This window comes from Rhodococcus sp. ACPA4 (genome assembly GCF_002300185.1).
GTDB lineage: Bacteria > Actinomycetota > Actinomycetes > Mycobacteriales > Mycobacteriaceae > Rhodococcus_F > Rhodococcus_F globerula.
Genome location: NZ_NSDY01000001.1, coordinates 3,924,841 through 3,943,261, shown reverse-complemented (window position 1 = coordinate 3,943,261; position 18,421 = coordinate 3,924,841). Strand labels below are relative to the sequence as shown.

Below are 18,421 nucleotides of genomic sequence, written 5' to 3'. Positions count from 1 at the left end.
TATCTACAGGTATCTAGCTAATGGGCTAGATACCTGTAGATATTGATCACGCGATGTCTTCCTCGTCGCCTGCAGCCACCCTCTGCAAACCTCGGTAAGCGTCGTTGGCGCTTTGACGGCCGGCGATGACCGCCTCGACCTCCGCCGCGATCGGCATGTCCACGCCGTACTCGCGGGCCAGAGCCATGACCGTCGGAGCGGTTTTCACGCCCTCGGCAACTTGACCCAGTTTCTCGACGGCTTCCTCGACTGTCAGGCCCTGCGCGAGTGCTTCGCCCACTCGGCGGTTGCGGGAGGTGGGAGCCATGCAGGTGGCAATCAAATCGCCGACGCCGGTCAAGCCGGCAAAGGTTCGCGGATTGGCGCCCATCGCTTCGCCCATCCGGGTCATCTCCGCGAGCCCACGAGCCAACACCATGGCGCGGGTGTTGTCGCCGACGCCAAGACCGTCGGCCATTCCGGACGCAATCGCGACGATGTTCTTGAGGACGCCGCCGAGTTCACATCCCAGGACGTCGGTGTTGCGATAGACGCGGAACACCGACGACGCAAAGAGTGGCTGCAGTGCTGCGGCAACGCGGTCGTCCTGCGTCGCGACGACGGAGGCGGCGGCCATGCCGTCGACAATCTCCTTGGCGATATTGGGTCCGGCGAGAAGCCCGACAGGGTGTCCGGGCAGGCACTCGGCGATCACCTCGGTGGGTCGCTGACGCGTACCGGGTTCGAGACCCTTCGCGAGCGACAGGATCGGTACCCACGCGCGAACCTCGTTGGAGATCTCGGCAAGTGTGGAACGAACGGCATGCGACGGAACGCCGCAGACCAGAACGTCGGCCTCGCGCGCTGCCTGAACCAGGTCGGATGTCGCTTTCAACCCTTTCGGAAGCCTGCGTTCACCGAGGTACCTGCTGTTGGTGCGCTGGGAGTTGATCTCGTCAGCGGTGTCCGCACTGCGTGCCCACAACAAGGTGGGGGTGTTGCGGGCGGCCAGCCCGGCAACCGTGGTTCCCCAGGATCCTGCGCCGAGTACAACGACGCGTACCGGGCGGGCCATCAGAGTGCGCTCTCGGGCGTAGCGAGTGATGTCATGGTTCCAAGCGTTCCACTTGCGGAGCGGTTGCGGAGCAAATCAGCAGAGTCTGTGGCTCGGCTTACTTACGTCGTGCTCGGCGGCGCGGATGTGCGCATGGTTTCGACGGCGTCGGCGGACTCCGCGACTATCGACCGCATCGCGGCTTCGGCGGCGTCGGCGTCACCGGACTGGATGGCCGACGCGACCACTCCGTGCAGGTGAATGGCTTTCGGATCAGCTTCGTGGGGCATCAGGGCGTGGCGGGTTCGGCCCTCGAGGATCTCGACGACGATCTGTGACATCGCACGCAGCATCGGGTTTCCGGACGCTGCGAGCAGTGTGCGATGAAAGTCCGAATCATGCCCCAGATAGGCGTCGGTGTCTGCAGCCCGTGAGGTAGCTGACATTCCGATCACAGCCGCAGTGAGCGCGCCGCACTGCTGCGGGGTGGCCCGGGTTGCGGCCAAGCGAGCGGCCAGAGGTTCGATTCCCGAGCGTAGTTCGCTGAGGATCGACAGTTGCTCGAACCGGCCGGGGCCGGCCAATTGCCAGCGGATGACAGTGGGATCGAGCGCGTTCCAATGCTCCGATCCGAGGATCGTGATTCCGACGCGTCGACGCACCGATGCGAGGCCGAGTGATTCGAGTACTCGCACGACTTCCCGGATGACTGTGCGGGACACGTCGTAGCGGGTTGCGACTTCATCCGCGGAGATCGTGGTGCCCGGCGCGAGGGCGCCACTGACGATGTCCTGACCCAGTTGTTCCAGCATCGAGTCATGCAGTTGCTGAAACGGGAGTGCGGCCATGCGTAGATCGTCCCATGTGTATGGATTAAGCCCGATGAAAGTCCGATAAATACTACAAATTAGTGTCTGGTCTTGAAATTGTAGGTTAATTGAGGAACAGTGACCTCCATCACTCGTTGGACTGGAGTCCCTATGAACACCACAGCACTGCTGGCAGCCGAGGTCGTCCCGGCTGGAAGCGATGCTCGACTGATCATCGCCGCCGTTGCGGGCGTCGCCGTGATCATCGCGCTCATCACCTGGCTCGATCTGCACCCCTTCCTTGCTCTGTCGATCGGAGCGGTAGGCGTCGGATTGGCTGCAGGGCTCGGATCGGCTGAGTCCGTTGCGGCCTTCGCGACAGGGTTCGGCTCGACGATGGGCGGCGTCGGCATTCTCATCGGCTTCGGTGCCATGTTCGGCAAACTGCTGGCCGACTCCGGCGGTGCTGATCGAATAGTGGACACCCTCGTCAGTCGATCAAGTGACCGGGCGCTGCCGTGGACGATGGCTCTGGTTGGCGCCGTCATCGGTCTGCCGATGTTCTTCGAGATCGGCCTCGTCCTGTTGATGCCCGTCATCATTCTGGTGGCCAGGCGGTCCGGGCAGTCCTTGATTCGTATCGCGATTCCCACGCTCGCGGGTCTGTCTGCGATGCACGGTTTGGTTCCGCCGCACCCCGGACCACTGGTCGCAGTTTCCGCGTTGAACGCCAACCTCGGTCTGACATTGGCGCTTGGTGTACTCGTTGCCATCCCGACGGTGATCCTGGCCGGCCCGGTCTTCGGCAAGATCGCGGCCCGCTGGGTAGATGTCAAAGTTCCCGATCTCTTTGTCACAGGCGAGGATCGGGGCGAAGAGGAGAAAGTGCAGCGCCCCAGTTTTGCGGCCACTCTTGCCTCGATCATGCTTCCCGTGGTGCTCATGCTCGGCAAAGCTCTGGCTGAGGTCATCGCCCCTGATTCCGAATCGCTCCCCAAATCGGTACTCGACTTCCTCGGAACCCCGGTTGTTGCTTTGGGACTCGCAGTTCTGGTCGGCATGGTGCTGCTCGGACGCGGCGGCGGAATGGATCGCAAGGCCATTTCGAAGTCACTCGAGAGTTCACTGCCGCCGATTGCCGGGATCCTGCTGATCGTCGGCGCAGGTGGTGGTTTCAAGCAGGTGCTTATCGACACGGGTATCGCTGACGTGATTGCCGACGCGATCAAGGGCAGCAGCTTGCCGGTGCTCTTCCTCGCGTGGCTGGTCGCTGTATTGATCCGCGTCGCAACAGGTTCGGCAACCGTGGCGACAGTCACGGCCTCCGGGATCCTGGCTCCTGTTGCCGCCGAGCTCTCTTCGACTCACGTTTCGTTGATGGTGCTGGCAATCGGCGCGGGTTCGCTCTTCCTTTCACACGTCAACGACGCAGGATTCTGGTTGGTCAAGGAATACCTCGGCGTCACCGTTGTGCAGAACCTCAAGACGTGGACGGTGATGGAGTGCATTATCTCGGTGTCCGGACTTGCCGGTGTCCTTGTCCTGAGCGCAATTATCTAGGGGTTGGGCATGACTGAGAAAGCAGCACAGAAGAATCCCGTGCTTGTCGTGATGGGTGTATCGGGCTCCGGCAAATCGACTGTCGGCGGAATGATTGCCGGCGCGATGGGCTGGGATCTCCAAGAGGGCGACGATCTGCACCCGCAGGCCAACATCGAGAAGATGGCTACCGGCCATCCGTTGAACGACGACGACCGTTGGCCGTGGTTGGACAAGATCGCGCAGTGGATCACGCAACATACCGATGCAGGGCAGCCGGGCATCGTCACGTGCTCGGCACTCAAACGCAGTTACCGCGACATACTGCGGGGTGAGAACGTCGTGTTCGTTCATCTCGCCGGTTCGCGCGATCAGATCGGCCAGCGGCTGACTGCGCGCCTCGACCACTACATGCCGCCGTCACTGCTGGACTCGCAGATCTCCACGCTCGAGCCGATCGACCCGGATGAACAGGCGATCATCATCGACGTCGGTGGTAGTCCAGTCGAGATAGTGGAGGAAATTCTGCGACGGCTCGAAGAGCTCGGATACTGAGTTCGGGCGCCAGCCTGTCCTGTCGAAATTGCGTCGGTTATCGTTCAGTCAAGGTATGTGTAACTCGGATACACAAAATGCCTTGACCTGGGAGGACGCTATGCGGACGCGAGATTCGACGGTATGGCACTGGAACGTGAGCCCGCGCGCACGGTTCATCTTTGCTGTGACCAGGACATTTGTGAAGCCCGCATTCACCTACTGGCCGACCAGTGACCGCGGGATCCGGCAACTCGAAAAGCTCGACGCACTTGCCGACCGCCTGCCCAAGCCCAAGAATCTCGATATCGAACCGCTGACGATGGGCGGGGTTCCCTGTGAGAAGGTGACGCACCCGCGCCGCGCTACCGGCGCGCTTGCGGGAGCCACCATTCTCTACTTCCACGGCGGCGGATTCATCTTCTGCGGACTTGCCACCCACCGAGCACTGTGTGGCCTCCTGTCCGCCAAAGCCGGCGTCCCGGTGATCTCCGTTCGGTACCGGCAATTGCCCGAAGGGTCGATCGGCACGTCCGTGGTTGACGCCATGGCCGCGTACACGGCACTTCTCGAGACCGCGGAAGACCCGAACAAGATTGTGGTTGCCGGTGATTCGGCAGGCGGCTACCTGGCAATGAAGGTCGCCGAGATAGCAGCGCTGCGCGGAATCACACGCCCGGCCGCCGTTGTCGGGTACTCGCCGCTCCTCAACGTAGACCTCGAAGAGCACGATCCTGATTTCATGAAACGCGATGCGTACCTGCCGATGTCGCAGGTCGAGAAACTCAAGGATCGATGGTTGAACGGACCGGACAACATTGTCGGCGAGCAGTCACCGATCAACGCCGATCCGAAGTTGCTTGCGCCCTCGTTTCTGGTGTGCGCTGAGTACGAACTGATGCGCCCGGACGTGGAAATAATGACCGAAAACTTCATCAAGGCAGAGCAAACCGTCGAAACCCACATCTGGAGTGGGCAGATCCATGCCTTCCCGGTGATCGGCAAGGCGCTGCGCGAAGGGCGCACGATCGTTGATCTGAGTGTCGCGTTCCTGGAACGCACCTTGGCGTCGAAGCGCAAGATCAGCGCCTGACATTTCTCTATTTATTGGCTTCTGCACGGGTAAGGAAGGCAAGAACGGCCGAGACCCAGGCGTCGATCCTGTTTCGCTGAATCGCTTCCCAAACCTGGCTTAGGCATTTGCGTCAGGATTTAGTGGACGGCCGGGGCCAAATTCGGATAGCAGTTCACGGCTGGGAGTTCGTTGTCATAAGCGACCACTGGACGGGAGAGTCGGTTCTCATCGCCAGGTGGGCGACTTATCGTGGCAGCACGTAAGTGTTCCGGTTGTCGGGTATCGGCGACGGGTTTCGAGAGGGGTGTCACATCGTGAGTGCCGCACATGGCGTGGGCGCGAAGTGGCGGAGTCCGGATGCAACGGATTTGAACGGGACGCAGCGGAGGCCCAGGAAATGGCGATTTCCGCACCGAGATAACAGAATTCGTAGACGATCAGGAGATCATTCATGACAGTCCATCCAGAAGTTGCGGCAATGCTGGCCGCGCTGGAATCCGGATTCCCGGACGTGACGAAATTCCCGCCAGTCGAACTGCGTGAGCTGATTCGTAGTCGGCGTGCTCCGCTGCAGGGGTTACCGGACATGCGCGAGGTTCACGATCTCACGATCGACGGTCCGGGAGGAGATCTGTCGTTGAGGGTGTTCCGGCCGCACACAGATCATGATGATCTGCCGGTCGTGGTGTTCGCACACGGCGGAGGTTTCGTATTTTGCGATCTCGACAGTCACGACGAATTCTGTCGCTCGATGGCGGAAGGTGTTGGCGCTGTGGTGGTTGCAGTTGACTACAGGCTTGCTCCTGAGCATCAGGCTCCGGCAGCGCATGATGATGTGTACGCAGCCTTGGAATGGGCGGCAAAAAATGCGGGTGACTACGGCGCAGATCCGTCGAACATCGTCCTCGCTGGGGACAGCGCCGGTGGAAATCTTGCAGCCACTGTATCCATTGCGGCGCGAGATCGAGGGGGCCCGGCAATTGCGGCGCAGGTTCTCCTGTACCCGGTGATAGACGACGATTTCGAGACGGAATCGTATCGGCTGTACGGCACCGGTTACTACAACACCACTTCGGCGATGAAGTGGTACTGGCAGCAATATGCACCCAACGGAACCGACGATCCTCGTGTGATTCCGACGCGGGCAGAAAGTCTTACCGGCCTACCGCCGGCTGTCATCATCACCGCCGAACTCGATCCGCCGTGCACGTCGGGTGACACATATGCGCAGATGTTGGAGGCGGCCGATGTGCCCGTCGTCCATCACCGGTTCGATGGACTGTTTCACGGTTTTCTGACGTTCACTTCGCTCTCGTTCGCGGAACCCGCTCGACGTGACATCTGGGCAATGGTTCGCGGAGTGCTCGAAAAGAGATAGGCGATCGCGCATGGGTGCAGGCCCGGCCCTCGAGGGGGCCGGGCCTGTGGCTAATCGCTCGCGAGAACGACGTCGTCGATCGAACAGAAGCTGTGGCAGATCCGATCGCGGACGATGACCTCGGTGCACTCCGGATCGAACCAACGGTCCACGACAGCCCAATGGATCGGATGATCGAGATACTGCCCGAGTAATGAAGCCTGGTCAGTGAATTCCTGCTCCCACACATGCGTCCATGGAGTCGGGCCAACGGCAGAACTGACACGGCTGAGTCGCCATGCACCGATGGACGAGATCAGCGCCGGCATCCGCAATAAATCGCGTTCGAAATGCTCGACCTTGCTTGCCTCGGTGCCGGGCACAACTCGCAGGAGCAATGTTCGGTAAACACTGTTACGGGTGTCGATCGCCGACCGTCCGGTCGATCCGGATGTGTACTCGACGCCGTGGAACCGCTCGATGGCCGGATGCTCGAAGCTGCCGTCGAGTGCGTCGCTCGCCAATTGCCACGACGTTTCGTCGGTGAACTGTAAGTGGACGATCAAATCTCCACCGTTGATCACTCCCGGCAGCGTTCTCGACACAACCAGGCGGGTGGCACCCGCTGCTTCAGCCGCCACTGTCACAGAGGCCACGGCGTCGTCCCAGGTCTCGCGCGATGCATTTTCGGCGGCGTGGACGATTCGTGTGACGCTATACATCGGAGAGTCCCTCGATATCGGCTGCGTCAGCAGCCATGGTGCGACTGCGCTCGATTGTCAACGCAGAGTGCCGTTCCCACCACTGACTGGACTCCTGATCGGCTCGACCTTGGCGTGTCATTTTCCACCAACCGGACGTGCCGTCCACTGTCCAGGTAATCGTCACGATGTTGGTTTCGTCCTCGATCCAGAGCGGGGGACTGACGAGAATATTTGTCAGTGTCATGCCGCGGCGCTGTGCGCGGGGTACGTAGTGAGTTGTGTATGCATCGACGAACCGTTTCCCGCACCCCCGTTCTGTGAGGATTCGGTCTATCACGAATATCTTCTCGCCTGCCATATTTCTAGACTACTTCTGATCAAAACCCCTGCAGTAGTGCTTGTCTCGCGCACCGGGAGACAATGTTTCCGGTTGCCGGTGTACAGCTGGCCCTCGATGCTTCTGTAGTAGATGTCTTGTGTGAGTCGATCTCTCGTATCACTCAATCGGTGGCAAGCAAAGGGCAGCGGCGTTTCCCGCCACGTGGGAGAGCGGCAACCACTTCGGTGTCCAATGCATCATTCTGGTGAGCGGAACCTGTCGAGGGGCCAAGCGAGCCTGAAGATATGAGATTCGCGTTAACCACCTGCGCCCCTCGAAACCTACGACTGAGAGCACCAAATGACAAAGTCATTGACGGGCAAGACGGCGTTGGTCACCGGAAGTAGTCGCGGTATCGGACGTGCTATTGCTCGCCGACTTGCGGCCGAAGGTGCGACGGTGGTGGTCACCGCACGATCGTCCGGCCCGACATCGGCGATTCGAGGCGGGGATAGCGTCGTAGTCGAAGGCTCGCTTGCCGAGACCATCGCGATGATCGAGGTGAATGGTGGTAGAGCGCTGGCTATTCCGGCAGATCTGGAAGATGCCGACGCGCGTGACACCCTGATCGACCGCGTTGTCGAGGCCACCGGTGGAATCGATATCCTGGTCAACAATGCGGGGTTTGCAGACTACTCGACCATCGACAAGATGTCGCTCGAGACGTTCGACCGAACCATGGAGCATTATATTCGTGCACCTTTCGTGCTGGCGCACAATGCAATTCCGCACATGCGTTCCCGCGGCGCGGGGTGGATCGTGAACATCGGGTCGTCAACAGGGCTGAGTCCGATCAGGCCGTTCCGTGAGTACAACAAGACATCGGGTGACGTCATCTATGCGGCAGCCAAAGCTGCCCTGCATCGCTTGACTCAGGGCCTCGCAGCGGAACTACTCGACGACAACATCGCAGTCAACGCGGTTGGGCCGTCGACAGCTATTTCGACGCCTGGCGCCGAGGCACTCCTTCCTGCAGGCTACGAGACGGAACCAGTCGAATACCTCGTGGAGACAGTCTTCGCGATGTGCACTGTTCCTGCCGATGAACGGACCGGGCTCGTGGCGTTCAGCTTGCACTTTCCCTGGCATCAAGGTCTCGAGGTGAAGACGCTGGACGGTCAGGGCTCGATGCCGCGCCGGGAACCGCCTGCATGGGCGAATCCCAACATCGCCCCGGCCGGTTTGTGAGCTCGGGCGGCGCACAGCAGCAGAGCATCCGCTGCTCAGATGGACGCGGACGGAGTGCCCGCGTACGCCACGCGTTGTCGAAATGGCGGGACACGGCTCCGACCGTTCTCAGGCCTGCGGGTAGTCGACATCCCGGCCGGTGCTCAGGTCTGAGCACTCCACGTGATCGGCGTGGTGCGCGAGCAGATACGCGTTGGCGCCGCTGTCGCCCGCCAGGGAAGCGATCAGGGCCGGCCAGTGATCGCGGCCGATGACAACGGGATGTCCTGGGGCGCCGTGAAATACAGCGCGTCGGAGGTCATCTGACTGAACCGTCGGGCCGATCACCCGGGTGATGGTCGTGGTGTCGAGGTCCGGTAGGTCGACGAGCGTGATGACAGCGGCAACAGCATCCAGGTTCTGTGCCGCCTCCAGGCCTGAGCGTAGTGATTCGCTCATGCCTTTCTGCCAGTCTGATTCCACCACAAGGGTATCCGTGGACTCAGGCAGCAGGAGTGCTGCGGCGTCGGCTGCTCGAGCTCCGAGCACCACGATGACCGGCGCGCAGCCCGCGTCGCGGAGAGTCGACACACCGCGGCGTAGCCATGATCGGTCGTCGGCGTCGAACTTCAACGCCTTTGGTGTGCCCATGCGGGATCCTCCGCCTGCGGCCAAGAGGATCCCGCATGGTGTCATCGAACCTAAGCTCCGCTAACGCGAGGGCGCAGCCACTCGACAAGATCGTTCAGAACTTCTTCCTGCTCAGGCTCGTTGAAGATTTCGTGGTACAGGCCGTCGTAGACCTTCAGGGTCACATCAGGGGAGCCGGCGAGGTCAGCGACCAGCTTGCTTCCGGCCGGGTCGGTGAGTCTGTCGGCTGAACCATGCTGCAGTAGAACGGGAATGGTGAGCGACGGCAGGCGGGCTGGGAATCCTTCTGCCGCCGTGATCATTCCGCGCGCAATGCCGGCCGGAACCTTGCCGTGATGGACCAGCGGATCTGCGTTGTACTTGTCGACAACCTTCTGATCGCGAGACACCGCCGCAGCTTCCAGGCTCTCGACCGGAACGTCCGGGAGGTACTTGCCGAGGAACTTGCCCACCTGCATGACGATTTTGGGAGTACCGGTGGCGATGATCACGGCAGGTCCGGAGAGCGCCAATGCCTTGAGGTCCGATTGATGATCCAGGGCGTACGAGAGTGCAATCGCGCCGCCCATGCTGTGGCCGAGAAGGAACTTGTCCTTGCCGGGATAGGCGGCGGTGGCGATACCGAAGAGGGTGTTGACGTCGTCGGTGAAGTCGGAGAACTCCTTGAGGTGGACGCGTTTGCCGCCGGAACGTCCGTGCCCACGATGATCAGGTGCGTACACAACCAGTCCGAGTTCGCCCAGTCTCGCGGCCACGTGGTCGTAGCGCCGAGCATGCTCCCCGAGTCCGTGGCACAGGACCAGGATGCCGGTGGGCTCACGGTCCGGCGTCCACACGTCGTAAACGATCTTGGTGCCGGACACTCCGGTGAACGACGACTCTTCACGCTGCATTGTTGTGCCCTCTCTCCCCACCGGTTCCGGTGTGCGGATTCTTCACATGTTATGCGCCGGGACCGGCAGATTGGGCGATACGGAACCCTAAGTCGTCGATTGCGAAGCTCGGGTGGCTACGACGCCGAACGCTAGCGCCACAACCCCGCGCCACCTCCGCCCAACTGCCACCGCGGAAGATGCGGTAAGTGCCGTATACCTCCGGGTCGTAGAGATCCCAGCACCATTCCCAGACGTTGCCGATCATGTCGTGAAGTCCCCACGCGTTCGGGGCCTTCGATCCGACAGGATGGCAAGTGTCACCGGAGTTTGCTTCGTACCAGGCGATTTCATCGATCGGGCCGTAGCGATACCCGGGAGTCCCGGCTTTGCAGGCGTACTGCCATTCCGCTTCGGTGGGGAGCCGGTAGCCATTCGATGTGCGATCCCACGTCGGAGATTCACTGTCGAGGTCGTGATAGGCAGGTGTCAGTCCGTCCTGCGCTGACAGGTTGTTGCACGCTGCGATCGCGTCGATCCAGGACACGTTGACCTTGGGATTCGCTGAATCGCGCACGGTCGTGACGTATCGAGCCATCCGGAAGGGAGCGATGTCGACGCTCCAATGGATGGCCTTGCGGTCGTCACGCAGATCGACCACGCCGCCGGGTATGTCGACCATCAACTCCGACGCTGTACTCACGTAACTCCCTCTGTGCTCGAGTAATTGCATCTGTCGAAGGCACCGGCGTCAATAGTTTTGCTCAGCGGAGGATCGGTAGGTATGGCGCCTCGATCCCGTGTTGCTCGAACGCAGTCAGGGCAGAGCGGGCAAATGCACGCTGGACTGCCCACTGCCGGCCTGGTTTGACCTGCGCGGTAATCCGGATGGTAATCGATTCTGCAGTAACGGAATTGACTCCCAGCATCTCCGGTTTTTCGATCATGTCCGATCGGATGGAGTCGGATTCAGCGGCCTCGAGAACCGCTCGTGTTGCGACTTCGCATGCTCGGTGCACGTTGGCGTTGTGAGCGATGGGGAGATCGAGTACAGCGGTCGCATAGCCCTGACTCATGTTTCCGACTCGGAGAATCTCACCGTTACGGCAGTACCACAAGGTTCCGTTTGCATCTCGGACCGTGGTGACCCGCAGACCGACGGTCTCTACCGTGCCCACCGCATCACCCAGATCTACGACGTCACCGACGCCGTACTGATCCTCGAGCAGCATGAAGATTCCGGAGAGGAAGTCACGCACCAGATTTTGTGCGCCGAAACCGATGGCCAGGCCGATGACGCCGGCAGAGGCGATGAACGGTGCAACGTTGACACCCAGGATCCCGAGAATCTGCAGCACACACCAGACCAGGATGACAATGGAGACGGTCGATTTGAGGACGGAACCAATGGTGCGGGCACGCTGTGTCCTGCGTGCGTTCACCGAAGGCTTGCGCCCGTTCGACATTCGATCGATCACACGGTGCAGAGCGAATCGCAGAATTACCGCCAGCACCACATAGATCGCGATTTCGATGGGTCGGTGGATGAGCCAGTCTCGATTGGTATCGGTCAGTTGCCAGGCCTGCATTTCGGAAATCATCCCCACGCAGTCTACGGATTCTGCCCGATCGGGGCATCACTGCAGCGCATGGCTCACATCGGGAGGTGATGGCCTCTCTAACCGGTACGACTACGCTTTACGCATGGCTGCGTTCACTGGAATACCTGTTGCTGCACTCGACTTCTACGAGGATCTCGAAGCGGACAACAGCAAGGTGTGGTGGGCGGCCAACAAGGAGACGTACGACGAGATCGTTCGTCGACCGATGGCGGCGTTGGTCACGGAATTGGAAGACGAGTTCGGCACAGCCAAACTGTTTCGGCCGTACCGCGATGTGCGTTTCTCGAAGGACAAGATTCCGTACAAGACGCACCAAGGTGCTTTTGTGGGCCTTGCGCAGAGTTGTGGCTACTACGTTCAGATCGATGCGGCGGGCCTGATGGTTGCCGGGGGCTTCTACGCCAGCACGTCCGAAACGATTGCGCGGTACCGAGCGGCGGTCGACGACGCCGTCCGAGGTGCGGAACTCGAGAAGATTCTCGCAGGTGTGCGCAAGGCCGGATTCACGGTGGGTGGTGACACGCTCAAGACGGCGCCGCGCGGGTACACCGTTGATCATCCGCGCATCGAACTGTTGCGGCACAAGTCGTTGACGGCCGGCCGCAGCTATCCCAGTCCGTCGTGGTTGGACAGTCCTCGGACGCTGAAGGAAGTCCGCAAGGCGTGGCGCGCATTGACGCCGTTGGTCGAGTGGTCCGGGCAGGTGCTGGGGGCAAACTGAGAACAGTGGCCGGAACCGAACACTTCTGGGCCGGTCGCGACGATGCGCGGTACGTACTCTATTAGGGCATCCTTATTCGCCTGCGAAGGGCGGATGATCACGTTCTTCTGGAAGGTCCGCGCACATGCCCGCTTCATCTACCCTGCTGCTCCCGCGGGGGTACACCGATAATCGCATCGTCTCGAATCTGACTCGACGCCAATTCGGAATCGGTGCAGGCATCGCCGGATTGGGTGCTTTTCTCGCGGCGTGCGGCGAGAGCGGAAGTAGTGCCGCCGCAAACGAAATGCGCTCGGTGACCACCCCGCTCGGAACGTACGACATTCCCGTCGAGCCCAAGCGTGTGGTCGCGATCGACTCTCGGCTCGATCTCGAACCTGCTGTGGCGCTGGAGCTTCCGCTGGTCGGATACACCTATGCGCAGGCCACGCCCTGGGTGCCCGTCGACGCATCGGTGCCTTTCCTGTCCGAAATCCCTAATCGTGAGCAGATTCTTGCGCTCGAACCTGACTTGATCGTGTGCCTGAACTATGAAAGTGAGTGGTGGCCCGTTGGTGAAATGCAGACCATCGCACCGGTTCTCACCACCGAGTTCACCGACGACTGGCGAACCAACCTCACCAGGCTGTCGGGCTGGCTCGGCCGAACCGAGACGCTCGACCAGCTGATTCTCGACTACGACAACCTCATTGCGGATATTCAATCGCGTCATGCCGAGAAGATCGCGTCGAAGACGGTTGCGAGTGTGTCATTCCTGCCGGACACCAACACTCTCTACGTCACCAGTATTCGTACGTCGGAAAAGGGCGACAAGCCCAGCGACATGACGCTCGGCGATATCGGCGGAAAGACCGTCACTGCGGAAGGTCTGGATCCGGAAGGCGGCGTCAGCCTCGAGGGTTTGGACGTACTGGCCGGCGTCGACGGTTTCATGATCACCGAGGACGAGGACAGTGCGGCGTATCAGGCGTTGGTGGCCAGCAAGCTGTGGCAGCGACTCCCGGCGGTGCAGGCGGGCAACGTCACTAACCTCGGCGGATCGACTTTCTACGGTTCGATCTACACCATTTCGTACGTCGCCCAGGGGTGGGATGCTCTGTACGCCAAAATCAGCTGATGCCGAATCGGTGACTTCTGGAGTCTGCGGCGGTCTAATCAGGGAAGGAGATGTCCTCCAACCCTAGGAGATGGTCATGGACACAGTGCGCTCCGCGGACGGAACAATGATCGCGTACGAACGCTCCGGCGCAGGACCAGCAGTGGTTCTTGTCGCCGGAGCGTTCTGCGATCGGCAGTGGTTCAACTCCCTGGCTGCAGAGCTGGCAGCAGATTTCACCGTGTACTCCTACGACAGGCGTGGTCGCGGAGACAGCGGCGACGGCAGTGCATATTCCATCGGGGCCGAGGTGGAGGACTTGCGCGCCGTTATCGCCGCTACCGGGGAGGTGCCGCTGGTCTACGGGCTTTCGTCGGGTGCCGCACTGGCGTTGGAAGCTGCGGCGCAGGGCGTTCCGATGAGGAAGCTTGCCGTCTACGAGGCGCCGTACATGGACGAAGGTCAGTCGGATGCGGCCGCGCTAGGTGACCTCTGGCGATTGGTTGCCGCCGGAGACAAGGAGGGGGCGGTGGTCCGGTTCCTCTCACTGACCGGTGCGTCGTCGCACATGGTCGAGGAGATGAAGCAGAGTTCGGACTGGCCAGGCATGTGCGCCATAGCTCACACCCTGCCGTACGACGTCGCCATCTGTAACCACGGCAGTCAGTCGCTCGATTGGCTGACCTCGGCCGCCGTCCCCGCCTTGGTCATGCACGGCGGTGACAGTGGCCAGTGGGGCCGCTCCTCGGCGGCGCGAATCAGCGAAAGGATCGGGGGAGCAAAGGCGCTGGAGATTCCAGGGCAGGCACACGGTGTGTCCGACGATGCAATGGTGCCGGTGTTGCGCGAGTTCTTTTCCTGAAGCCGCCGATCGTCAACCCAGGGTTGACGATTCTCGTGCGTCAACTTATGGTTGACGCATGGGTGATCCAGTGAAGATGACAAACCAAGTCCGTCTCGACGACCTCATCGCCGCCATCAAGAAAGTTCACACCGACGCGTTGGATCAATTGTCCGACGCAATGGTTGCCGCTGATCATCTCGGTGAAGTAGCTGATCACCTGATCGGTCACTTCGTAGACCAGGCGCGGCGCTCAGGCGCGTCGTGGACCGACATCGGTCGGAGCATGGGCGTCTCCAAACAAGCCGCGCAGAAGCGTTTTGTGCCGAAAGCGGCTGGTGAGGGCAAGCTGATGGTTCCCGAAGACGGTTTCAGTCGGTTCACGGTTCGTGCCAAGAATGTTGTGATGGCTGCGCAGAACGAAGCCCGAGCGGCCGGTAATGCGGAGATTCGACCCGAACATCTTGTTCTCGGGCTCCTGGCCGAACCGGAAGCGTTAGGACCGCAGGCAATTGCAGCGCAGGGGATCGAACTTGCCGCAGTGCGCACGGCCATCGTAGAGGCTTTGCCTGCGGCCGAATCAGAGGAGTTGCCGCAACTCATCCCGTACGACGCTCAATCCCGGAAGGTTCTCGAACTGACCTTCCGTGAGGCTCTTCGCTTGGGGCACAACTACATCGGAACCGAACACATCTTGCTAGCACTGCTGGAACTCGAGGACGGTTCCGGTGTTCTGAGCGACCTCGGCGTCGACAAAGCTGTCGCGGAATCGAATATCGAGGCCGCGGTGGCTGCTGTGATCGAAGCCCGTGCGGACGATCAAGAGCAGTAGGAGAAACAGAAGAGGGCCGTACCCTTGCGGGTACGACCCTCTTCTTGTGTCACTGACTAGACAGCGCGCACATTGGTGGCCTGGGGGCCCTTCTGGCCCTGGCCAACCTCGAACTCCACACGCTGGTTCTCGTCGAGCGACTTGTAGCCGTTGCCTGAGATCTCAGAGTAGTGAACGAACACGTCCGGTGTTCCGTCGTCGGGAGCAATGAAACCAAAGCCCTTTTCGCCGTTGAACCACTTCACGATGCCCTGTGCCATACAAATACTCCCTACAAAATCGATCCGGGTTTCACATCGAAGTCCCGATCTCGATTCCCCCATCCTCCCATGCCGCGCAACAGGGCGCACGCCCGCGTGCGAAAACGCACTTCAGATGGGGTGAATCGGGCACATTTTCCAAGCAAATGCATACGATCGGGTGATGGTGGACATCGATCTGACTGCCCGCGCCGCAGTTGTCGGCGGATCCCAACCGCTTCGCGGCATCCTCGAAACTCCGGCTACGCCGGGCCCGTGGCCGGGTGTGGTGATGATTCACGAGGCCTTCGGGCTCGACGACGTGATGCGGCGGCAAGCGCAGCGCCTCGCTGCCGCCGGCTTTCTGACGTTGGCCGTGGATCTGTACAGCGCGGGTGGGGCGAGGCGCTGCCTCGTACCGACGATGACGTCGATGCTCCGCGGGCAGGGGCGGGCGTTTACCGACATCGGGGTCGCACGAAACTGGCTGGTCGAATCCGCGGACTGCACCGGGAAGATCGGTGTCATCGGATTTTGTATGGGCGGCGGATTCGCGCTGATCAGCGCCGAAGATTTTGACGTCGCTTCGGTCAACTACGGACAGCTCCCGCGAAAACTTGATGCGGCAGTGGCAGATTCATGCCCGCTGGTGGGTAGCTTCGGCGGCAAGGACGTCACCTTGCGGGGTGCGGCGCTGAAACTGGAAACCGCCCTGAACAGGGCCGGCGTCGAACACGACATCAAGGAATATCCGACGGCCGGACACGCGTTCCTCAACGATGCCGAAGCCGGTCCCAAGGTGCTGCGTCCGCTGGAGCGAATCCTCGGGATGGGCCCTGATCCGGTTGCGGCAGAAGATGCTTGGAGGAGAATCGACGCGTTCTTCGGCCGTCATCTGCGCTAGATCAACGGCGGCTAGATCAACGACTTGTTCGTTCTCCGCCGTTGACCGCGATTACCTGACCGGTGATCTGTCCGGCGCCAGCCGAGGCCAGGAAGAGGACTGCGGCAGCGACGTCTTCCGGAGTCCCGGCGCGCTTGGTGCTCGTGACTTCGATCAGTGCCTCCCGTCGAGCGTCGGTGAGAACGTCACGGAAGAATTCGGTGTCGGCGATGTAGCCGGGAGAAACTATGTTCGCGGTGATTCCCAGTGGCCCCAATTCGGCGGCAAGGTCGATATTCCAGGTTGCGACAGCAGCTTTGGCTGCGCCGTAGGCACCCGCACCTTTGTCTGCGGCGATGGATCCGATAGTGATGACGCGGCCGCCGGGGGTGAGGCGATCGCGGACGGCAGCAGTGGTCAGAACCGCCGACAATAGATTGGAATCGAGATTGGCTCGCCATCCGGCGGCCAAGGTATCGAGATCCGACGGCGCCTCTCGATCGAAGTCCGTGTTACCGCCCGCGCAATGCACTACGACGTCGAGGTTTGCCGGGAGCGTGTCTTGTAGCCGCTTCAGATCCTTCGGGTCAGAGTTGTCGCAGGTTACGGCGTGAACGTTCGAGCCCAGTTCGCTTGCTGTCTGCTCGAGCGGTCCGGTGCGTCGTCCGGTGATGAACACTGTGTCGCCACTCTGAGCGAATGCGGCTGTTACGGCGCGGCCGATGCCGGTTCCGCCGCCGGTGACCAGAACTGTGCGTGTCATGTCTTCCTCCAGTGAGCTACGTTTAGGTCTATACGAGAACGTATCATTTAGATCTAAATGAGGTGCAATGTGACTGGTGGCTTGGACCCTGACGACGACGTCGACGCGATTGCCTTGGCCTGGTTGCGTGAGCGTCCGGGAACTCCGGTCGAGGGCATCGGCATCGTGACGAGGCTGTGGGCGTGCGCAAAACTCCTCGGTGAGGACCGACGGCGAATCCTCGCCGCCGCGGGCGCAGATACGGCAACGCTTGATCTGCTGAGCGTCTTGCGGAGAGCTGGGGAGCCGTATCGATTGACGACCCGTCAGATCACCGAACGGACCGGAGTGACGGCAGGCGCAATTTCACAAAGGCTGGCTCGGGCTGAAGCTGCCGGTTTGGTGGAGCGGTCGGCGAAGTCGGGGTCGAGGGTTGTCGACGTGTCGCTGACGGCCGCGGGACATGAGGTGGTGGAGCAATTGGTCGACCGCGTGCTCGGCCGCGAGGCCGACTTGGTTTCGGTGTTGTCTGCTCCCCAGCAGGCGCAACTCACGGAGTTGTTGCGGATCTTCTTGGGCGGACTGCATGGCGAACTAGGGGATCCGGGTGCGATGCATGTCGGAGCCCCTGGACAACTCAGTTAATGGTGATTATCTTAATTTGATCATTGGCTGACAGCCCAGGAGGCACCGTGACCGACCGTTTTCCGCAAGTAGAGCTGGCCGACGTGCCCGAGGATATCGCTGCCAAAATCCTTGCTGTTCAGGAAAAATCAGGGTTCGTGCCCAACGTGTTCCTGATGTTCGCGCGTCGTCCGGCAGAGTTTCGGGCCTTCTTCGACTACCACGACGCGATCATGCTCAAGGAAGACTCGGCGCTCACCAAGGGTGATCGTGAAATGATCGTTACCGCCATCTCAGCGGCGAACAAATGCACGTACTGTGTGGTCGCGCACGGTGCGATCCTGCGCATCTACGAAAAGAAGCCGCTGGTTGCCGATCAGGTGGCAGTGAACTATCGGACAGCGGACATCTCCGATCGTCAGCGGGCGATGCTCGACTTCGCAACCAAGGTCAACTCCGCGTCGTACGAGATCTGCGATGCGGATTTCGAGGCGTTGAACAAACATGGCTTCGGTGACGAGGACGCCTGGGACATCGCTGCTGTTACCGCGTTCTTCGGCCTGAGCAACAGAATGGCCAGTTTCTCGGGGATGATGCCGAATCCGGAGTTCTATCTGATGGGCCGGGTGGCTCGTTCCTGAATTGGTGCGCACAGCAAAAGGCCCGTAGGTTGCTTGCGCAACCTACGGGCCTTCACTTTG

At 60.9% G+C, this 18,421-nt stretch carries 22 protein-coding genes; 12 read left to right on the top strand and 10 right to left on the bottom strand.

Features of this window, described 5'->3' with window-relative positions; genetic code table 11:
* Nucleotides 1-46: 46 nt before the first annotated feature.
* Both CJ178_RS17930 and CJ178_RS17925 read right to left on the bottom strand, forming a co-directional pair.
* Complete coding sequence (locus tag CJ178_RS17930) at nt 47-1,054, bottom strand: NAD(P)H-dependent glycerol-3-phosphate dehydrogenase (RefSeq protein ID WP_092804301.1); 1,008 nt, start codon at nt 1,052-1,054, stop codon at nt 47-49.
* 101 nt (nt 1,055-1,155) lie between these two features.
* Nucleotides 1,156-1,881, bottom strand: coding sequence for a FadR/GntR family transcriptional regulator (locus CJ178_RS17925; protein ID WP_095887278.1), 726 nt, complete (start codon nt 1,879-1,881; stop codon nt 1,156-1,158).
* Between the two features lie 132 nt (nt 1,882-2,013).
* On the opposite strand from CJ178_RS17925, the gene CJ178_RS17920 reads away from it, so the two are divergent.
* The 4 genes from CJ178_RS17920 (at nt 2,014) to CJ178_RS17905 (ending at nt 6,368) form a co-directional block, all read left to right on the top strand.
* Complete coding sequence (locus tag CJ178_RS17920) at nt 2,014-3,402, top strand: GntP family permease (RefSeq protein ID WP_033233479.1); 1,389 nt, start codon at nt 2,014-2,016, stop codon at nt 3,400-3,402.
* 9 nt (nt 3,403-3,411) lie between these two features.
* Nucleotides 3,412-3,936 (top strand): gluconokinase, encoded by a 525-nt coding sequence (locus CJ178_RS17915; protein WP_033233474.1) that lies wholly within the window; start codon nt 3,412-3,414, stop codon nt 3,934-3,936.
* A gap of 100 nt (nt 3,937-4,036) precedes the next feature.
* On the top strand, nt 4,037-5,008 hold the full coding sequence (locus CJ178_RS17910) for an alpha/beta hydrolase (protein WP_095887277.1): 972 nt from the start codon (nt 4,037-4,039) through the stop codon (nt 5,006-5,008).
* A gap of 433 nt (nt 5,009-5,441) precedes the next feature.
* Nucleotides 5,442-6,368 (top strand): alpha/beta hydrolase, encoded by a 927-nt coding sequence (locus CJ178_RS17905; protein WP_095887276.1) that lies wholly within the window; start codon nt 5,442-5,444, stop codon nt 6,366-6,368.
* Between the two features lie 50 nt (nt 6,369-6,418).
* Here the strand turns inward: CJ178_RS17905 and CJ178_RS17900 are convergent, their stop codons facing one another.
* Together CJ178_RS17900 and CJ178_RS17895 are read right to left on the bottom strand one after the other, a co-directional pair.
* A complete protein-coding gene (locus tag CJ178_RS17900; protein ID WP_095887275.1) occupies nt 6,419-7,069 on the bottom strand; it encodes a Dabb family protein in 651 nt (216 codons plus the stop codon).
* Entirely contained in the window at nt 7,062-7,295 is a 234-nt protein-coding gene (locus tag CJ178_RS17895) for a hypothetical protein (protein WP_230590087.1), read from the bottom strand. The genes CJ178_RS17900 and CJ178_RS17895 overlap by 8 nt, the downstream gene beginning before the upstream one ends.
* A gap of 435 nt (nt 7,296-7,730) precedes the next feature.
* Here CJ178_RS17895 and CJ178_RS17890 point away from each other — a divergent pair, with 435 nt between their 5' ends.
* Nucleotides 7,731-8,618: an SDR family NAD(P)-dependent oxidoreductase gene (locus tag CJ178_RS17890; protein WP_095887273.1), complete on the top strand. Its 888-nt coding sequence runs from the start codon at nt 7,731-7,733 to the stop codon at nt 8,616-8,618.
* Between the two features lie 108 nt (nt 8,619-8,726).
* Here the strand turns inward: CJ178_RS17890 and CJ178_RS17885 are convergent, their stop codons facing one another.
* From CJ178_RS17885 to CJ178_RS17870, 4 genes are all read right to left on the bottom strand, one after another.
* On the bottom strand, nt 8,727-9,293 hold the full coding sequence (locus CJ178_RS17885; protein ID WP_095887272.1) for a nucleotidyltransferase family protein: 567 nt from the start codon (nt 9,291-9,293) through the stop codon (nt 8,727-8,729).
* A 5-nt stretch (nt 9,294-9,298) separates the two neighbouring features.
* Nucleotides 9,299-10,141: an alpha/beta hydrolase gene (locus tag CJ178_RS17880; RefSeq protein ID WP_092804281.1), complete on the bottom strand. Its 843-nt coding sequence runs from the start codon at nt 10,139-10,141 to the stop codon at nt 9,299-9,301.
* Nucleotides 10,142-10,190: 49 nt separating this feature from the next.
* Nucleotides 10,191-10,802: a formylglycine-generating enzyme family protein gene (locus tag CJ178_RS17875; RefSeq protein ID WP_218833754.1), complete on the bottom strand. Its 612-nt coding sequence runs from the start codon at nt 10,800-10,802 to the stop codon at nt 10,191-10,193.
* Nucleotides 10,803-10,884: 82 nt separating this feature from the next.
* The gene (locus CJ178_RS17870; protein WP_095887271.1) at nt 10,885-11,721 is read right to left on the bottom strand and encodes a mechanosensitive ion channel family protein; all 837 of its coding nucleotides are present in this window, start codon (nt 11,719-11,721) and stop codon (nt 10,885-10,887) included.
* Nucleotides 11,722-11,824: 103 nt separating this feature from the next.
* Here CJ178_RS17870 and CJ178_RS17865 point away from each other — a divergent pair, with 103 nt between their 5' ends.
* From CJ178_RS17865 to CJ178_RS17850, 4 genes are all read left to right on the top strand, one after another.
* On the top strand, nt 11,825-12,463 hold the full coding sequence (locus tag CJ178_RS17865; protein ID WP_045065163.1) for a DUF2461 domain-containing protein: 639 nt from the start codon (nt 11,825-11,827) through the stop codon (nt 12,461-12,463).
* Nucleotides 12,464-12,587: 124 nt separating this feature from the next.
* On the top strand, nt 12,588-13,580 hold the full coding sequence (locus CJ178_RS17860; protein WP_033233456.1) for an ABC transporter substrate-binding protein: 993 nt from the start codon (nt 12,588-12,590) through the stop codon (nt 13,578-13,580).
* Nucleotides 13,581-13,656: 76 nt separating this feature from the next.
* A complete protein-coding gene (locus tag CJ178_RS17855) occupies nt 13,657-14,421 on the top strand; it encodes an alpha/beta fold hydrolase (RefSeq protein ID WP_245005850.1) in 765 nt (254 codons plus the stop codon).
* Between the two features lie 58 nt (nt 14,422-14,479).
* Nucleotides 14,480-15,232: a Clp protease N-terminal domain-containing protein gene (locus tag CJ178_RS17850; RefSeq protein ID WP_095887269.1), complete on the top strand. Its 753-nt coding sequence runs from the start codon at nt 14,480-14,482 to the stop codon at nt 15,230-15,232.
* A gap of 56 nt (nt 15,233-15,288) precedes the next feature.
* Here the strand turns inward: CJ178_RS17850 and CJ178_RS17845 are convergent, their stop codons facing one another.
* Nucleotides 15,289-15,492 (bottom strand): cold-shock protein, encoded by a 204-nt coding sequence (locus CJ178_RS17845; RefSeq protein ID WP_003939930.1) that lies wholly within the window; start codon nt 15,490-15,492, stop codon nt 15,289-15,291.
* Between the two features lie 163 nt (nt 15,493-15,655).
* Here CJ178_RS17845 and CJ178_RS17840 point away from each other — a divergent pair, with 163 nt between their 5' ends.
* Nucleotides 15,656-16,375 carry a dienelactone hydrolase family protein gene (locus CJ178_RS17840; protein WP_095887268.1) on the top strand — a complete coding sequence of 240 codons (720 nt, stop codon included), beginning with the start codon at nt 15,656-15,658 and terminating at the stop codon, nt 16,373-16,375.
* A gap of 16 nt (nt 16,376-16,391) precedes the next feature.
* On the opposite strand, the gene CJ178_RS17835 is transcribed toward CJ178_RS17840, so the two are convergent.
* On the bottom strand, nt 16,392-17,117 hold the full coding sequence (locus CJ178_RS17835; RefSeq protein WP_095887267.1) for an SDR family NAD(P)-dependent oxidoreductase: 726 nt from the start codon (nt 17,115-17,117) through the stop codon (nt 16,392-16,394).
* 69 nt (nt 17,118-17,186) lie between these two features.
* Between CJ178_RS17835 and CJ178_RS17830 the strand changes: the two genes are divergently transcribed.
* On the top strand, nt 17,187-17,741 hold the full coding sequence (locus CJ178_RS17830; RefSeq protein WP_257013249.1) for a MarR family winged helix-turn-helix transcriptional regulator: 555 nt from the start codon (nt 17,187-17,189) through the stop codon (nt 17,739-17,741).
* A gap of 47 nt (nt 17,742-17,788) precedes the next feature.
* On the top strand, nt 17,789-18,361 hold the full coding sequence (locus CJ178_RS17825; RefSeq protein ID WP_095887265.1) for a peroxidase-related enzyme: 573 nt from the start codon (nt 17,789-17,791) through the stop codon (nt 18,359-18,361).
* Nucleotides 18,362-18,421 lie beyond the last annotated feature (60 nt).

Bases quoted from the DNA above. Each gene is read 5' to 3' on its own strand.
- CJ178_RS17930 (WP_092804301.1), bottom strand. From the start codon at position 1,054: ATGGCCCGCCCGGTACGCGTCGTTGTACTCGGCGCAGGATCCTGGGGA.
- CJ178_RS17925 (WP_095887278.1), bottom strand. From the start codon at position 1,881: ATGGCCGCACTCCCGTTTCAGCAACTGCATGACTCGATGCTGGAACAA.
- CJ178_RS17920 (WP_033233479.1), top strand. From the start codon at position 2,014: ATGAACACCACAGCACTGCTGGCAGCCGAGGTCGTCCCGGCTGGAAGC.
- CJ178_RS17915 (WP_033233474.1), top strand. From the start codon at position 3,412: ATGACTGAGAAAGCAGCACAGAAGAATCCCGTGCTTGTCGTGATGGGT.
- CJ178_RS17910 (WP_095887277.1), top strand. From the start codon at position 4,037: ATGCGGACGCGAGATTCGACGGTATGGCACTGGAACGTGAGCCCGCGC.
- CJ178_RS17905 (WP_095887276.1), top strand. From the start codon at position 5,442: ATGACAGTCCATCCAGAAGTTGCGGCAATGCTGGCCGCGCTGGAATCC.
- CJ178_RS17900 (WP_095887275.1), bottom strand. From the start codon at position 7,069: ATGTATAGCGTCACACGAATCGTCCACGCCGCCGAAAATGCATCGCGC.
- CJ178_RS17895 (WP_230590087.1), bottom strand. From the start codon at position 7,295: ATGACACTGACAAATATTCTCGTCAGTCCCCCGCTCTGGATCGAGGAC.
- CJ178_RS17890 (WP_095887273.1), top strand. From the start codon at position 7,731: ATGACAAAGTCATTGACGGGCAAGACGGCGTTGGTCACCGGAAGTAGT.
- CJ178_RS17885 (WP_095887272.1), bottom strand. From the start codon at position 9,293: ATGACACCATGCGGGATCCTCTTGGCCGCAGGCGGAGGATCCCGCATG.
- CJ178_RS17880 (WP_092804281.1), bottom strand. From the start codon at position 10,141: ATGCAGCGTGAAGAGTCGTCGTTCACCGGAGTGTCCGGCACCAAGATC.
- CJ178_RS17875 (WP_218833754.1), bottom strand. From the start codon at position 10,802: ATGGTCGACATACCCGGCGGCGTGGTCGATCTGCGTGACGACCGCAAG.
- CJ178_RS17870 (WP_095887271.1), bottom strand. From the start codon at position 11,721: ATGATTTCCGAAATGCAGGCCTGGCAACTGACCGATACCAATCGAGAC.
- CJ178_RS17865 (WP_045065163.1), top strand. From the start codon at position 11,825: ATGGCTGCGTTCACTGGAATACCTGTTGCTGCACTCGACTTCTACGAG.
- CJ178_RS17860 (WP_033233456.1), top strand. From the start codon at position 12,588: ATGCCCGCTTCATCTACCCTGCTGCTCCCGCGGGGGTACACCGATAAT.
- CJ178_RS17855 (WP_245005850.1), top strand. From the start codon at position 13,657: ATGGACACAGTGCGCTCCGCGGACGGAACAATGATCGCGTACGAACGC.
- CJ178_RS17850 (WP_095887269.1), top strand. From the start codon at position 14,480: ATGGGTGATCCAGTGAAGATGACAAACCAAGTCCGTCTCGACGACCTC.
- CJ178_RS17845 (WP_003939930.1), bottom strand. From the start codon at position 15,492: ATGGCACAGGGCATCGTGAAGTGGTTCAACGGCGAAAAGGGCTTTGGT.
- CJ178_RS17840 (WP_095887268.1), top strand. From the start codon at position 15,656: ATGGTGGACATCGATCTGACTGCCCGCGCCGCAGTTGTCGGCGGATCC.
- CJ178_RS17835 (WP_095887267.1), bottom strand. From the start codon at position 17,117: ATGACACGCACAGTTCTGGTCACCGGCGGCGGAACCGGCATCGGCCGC.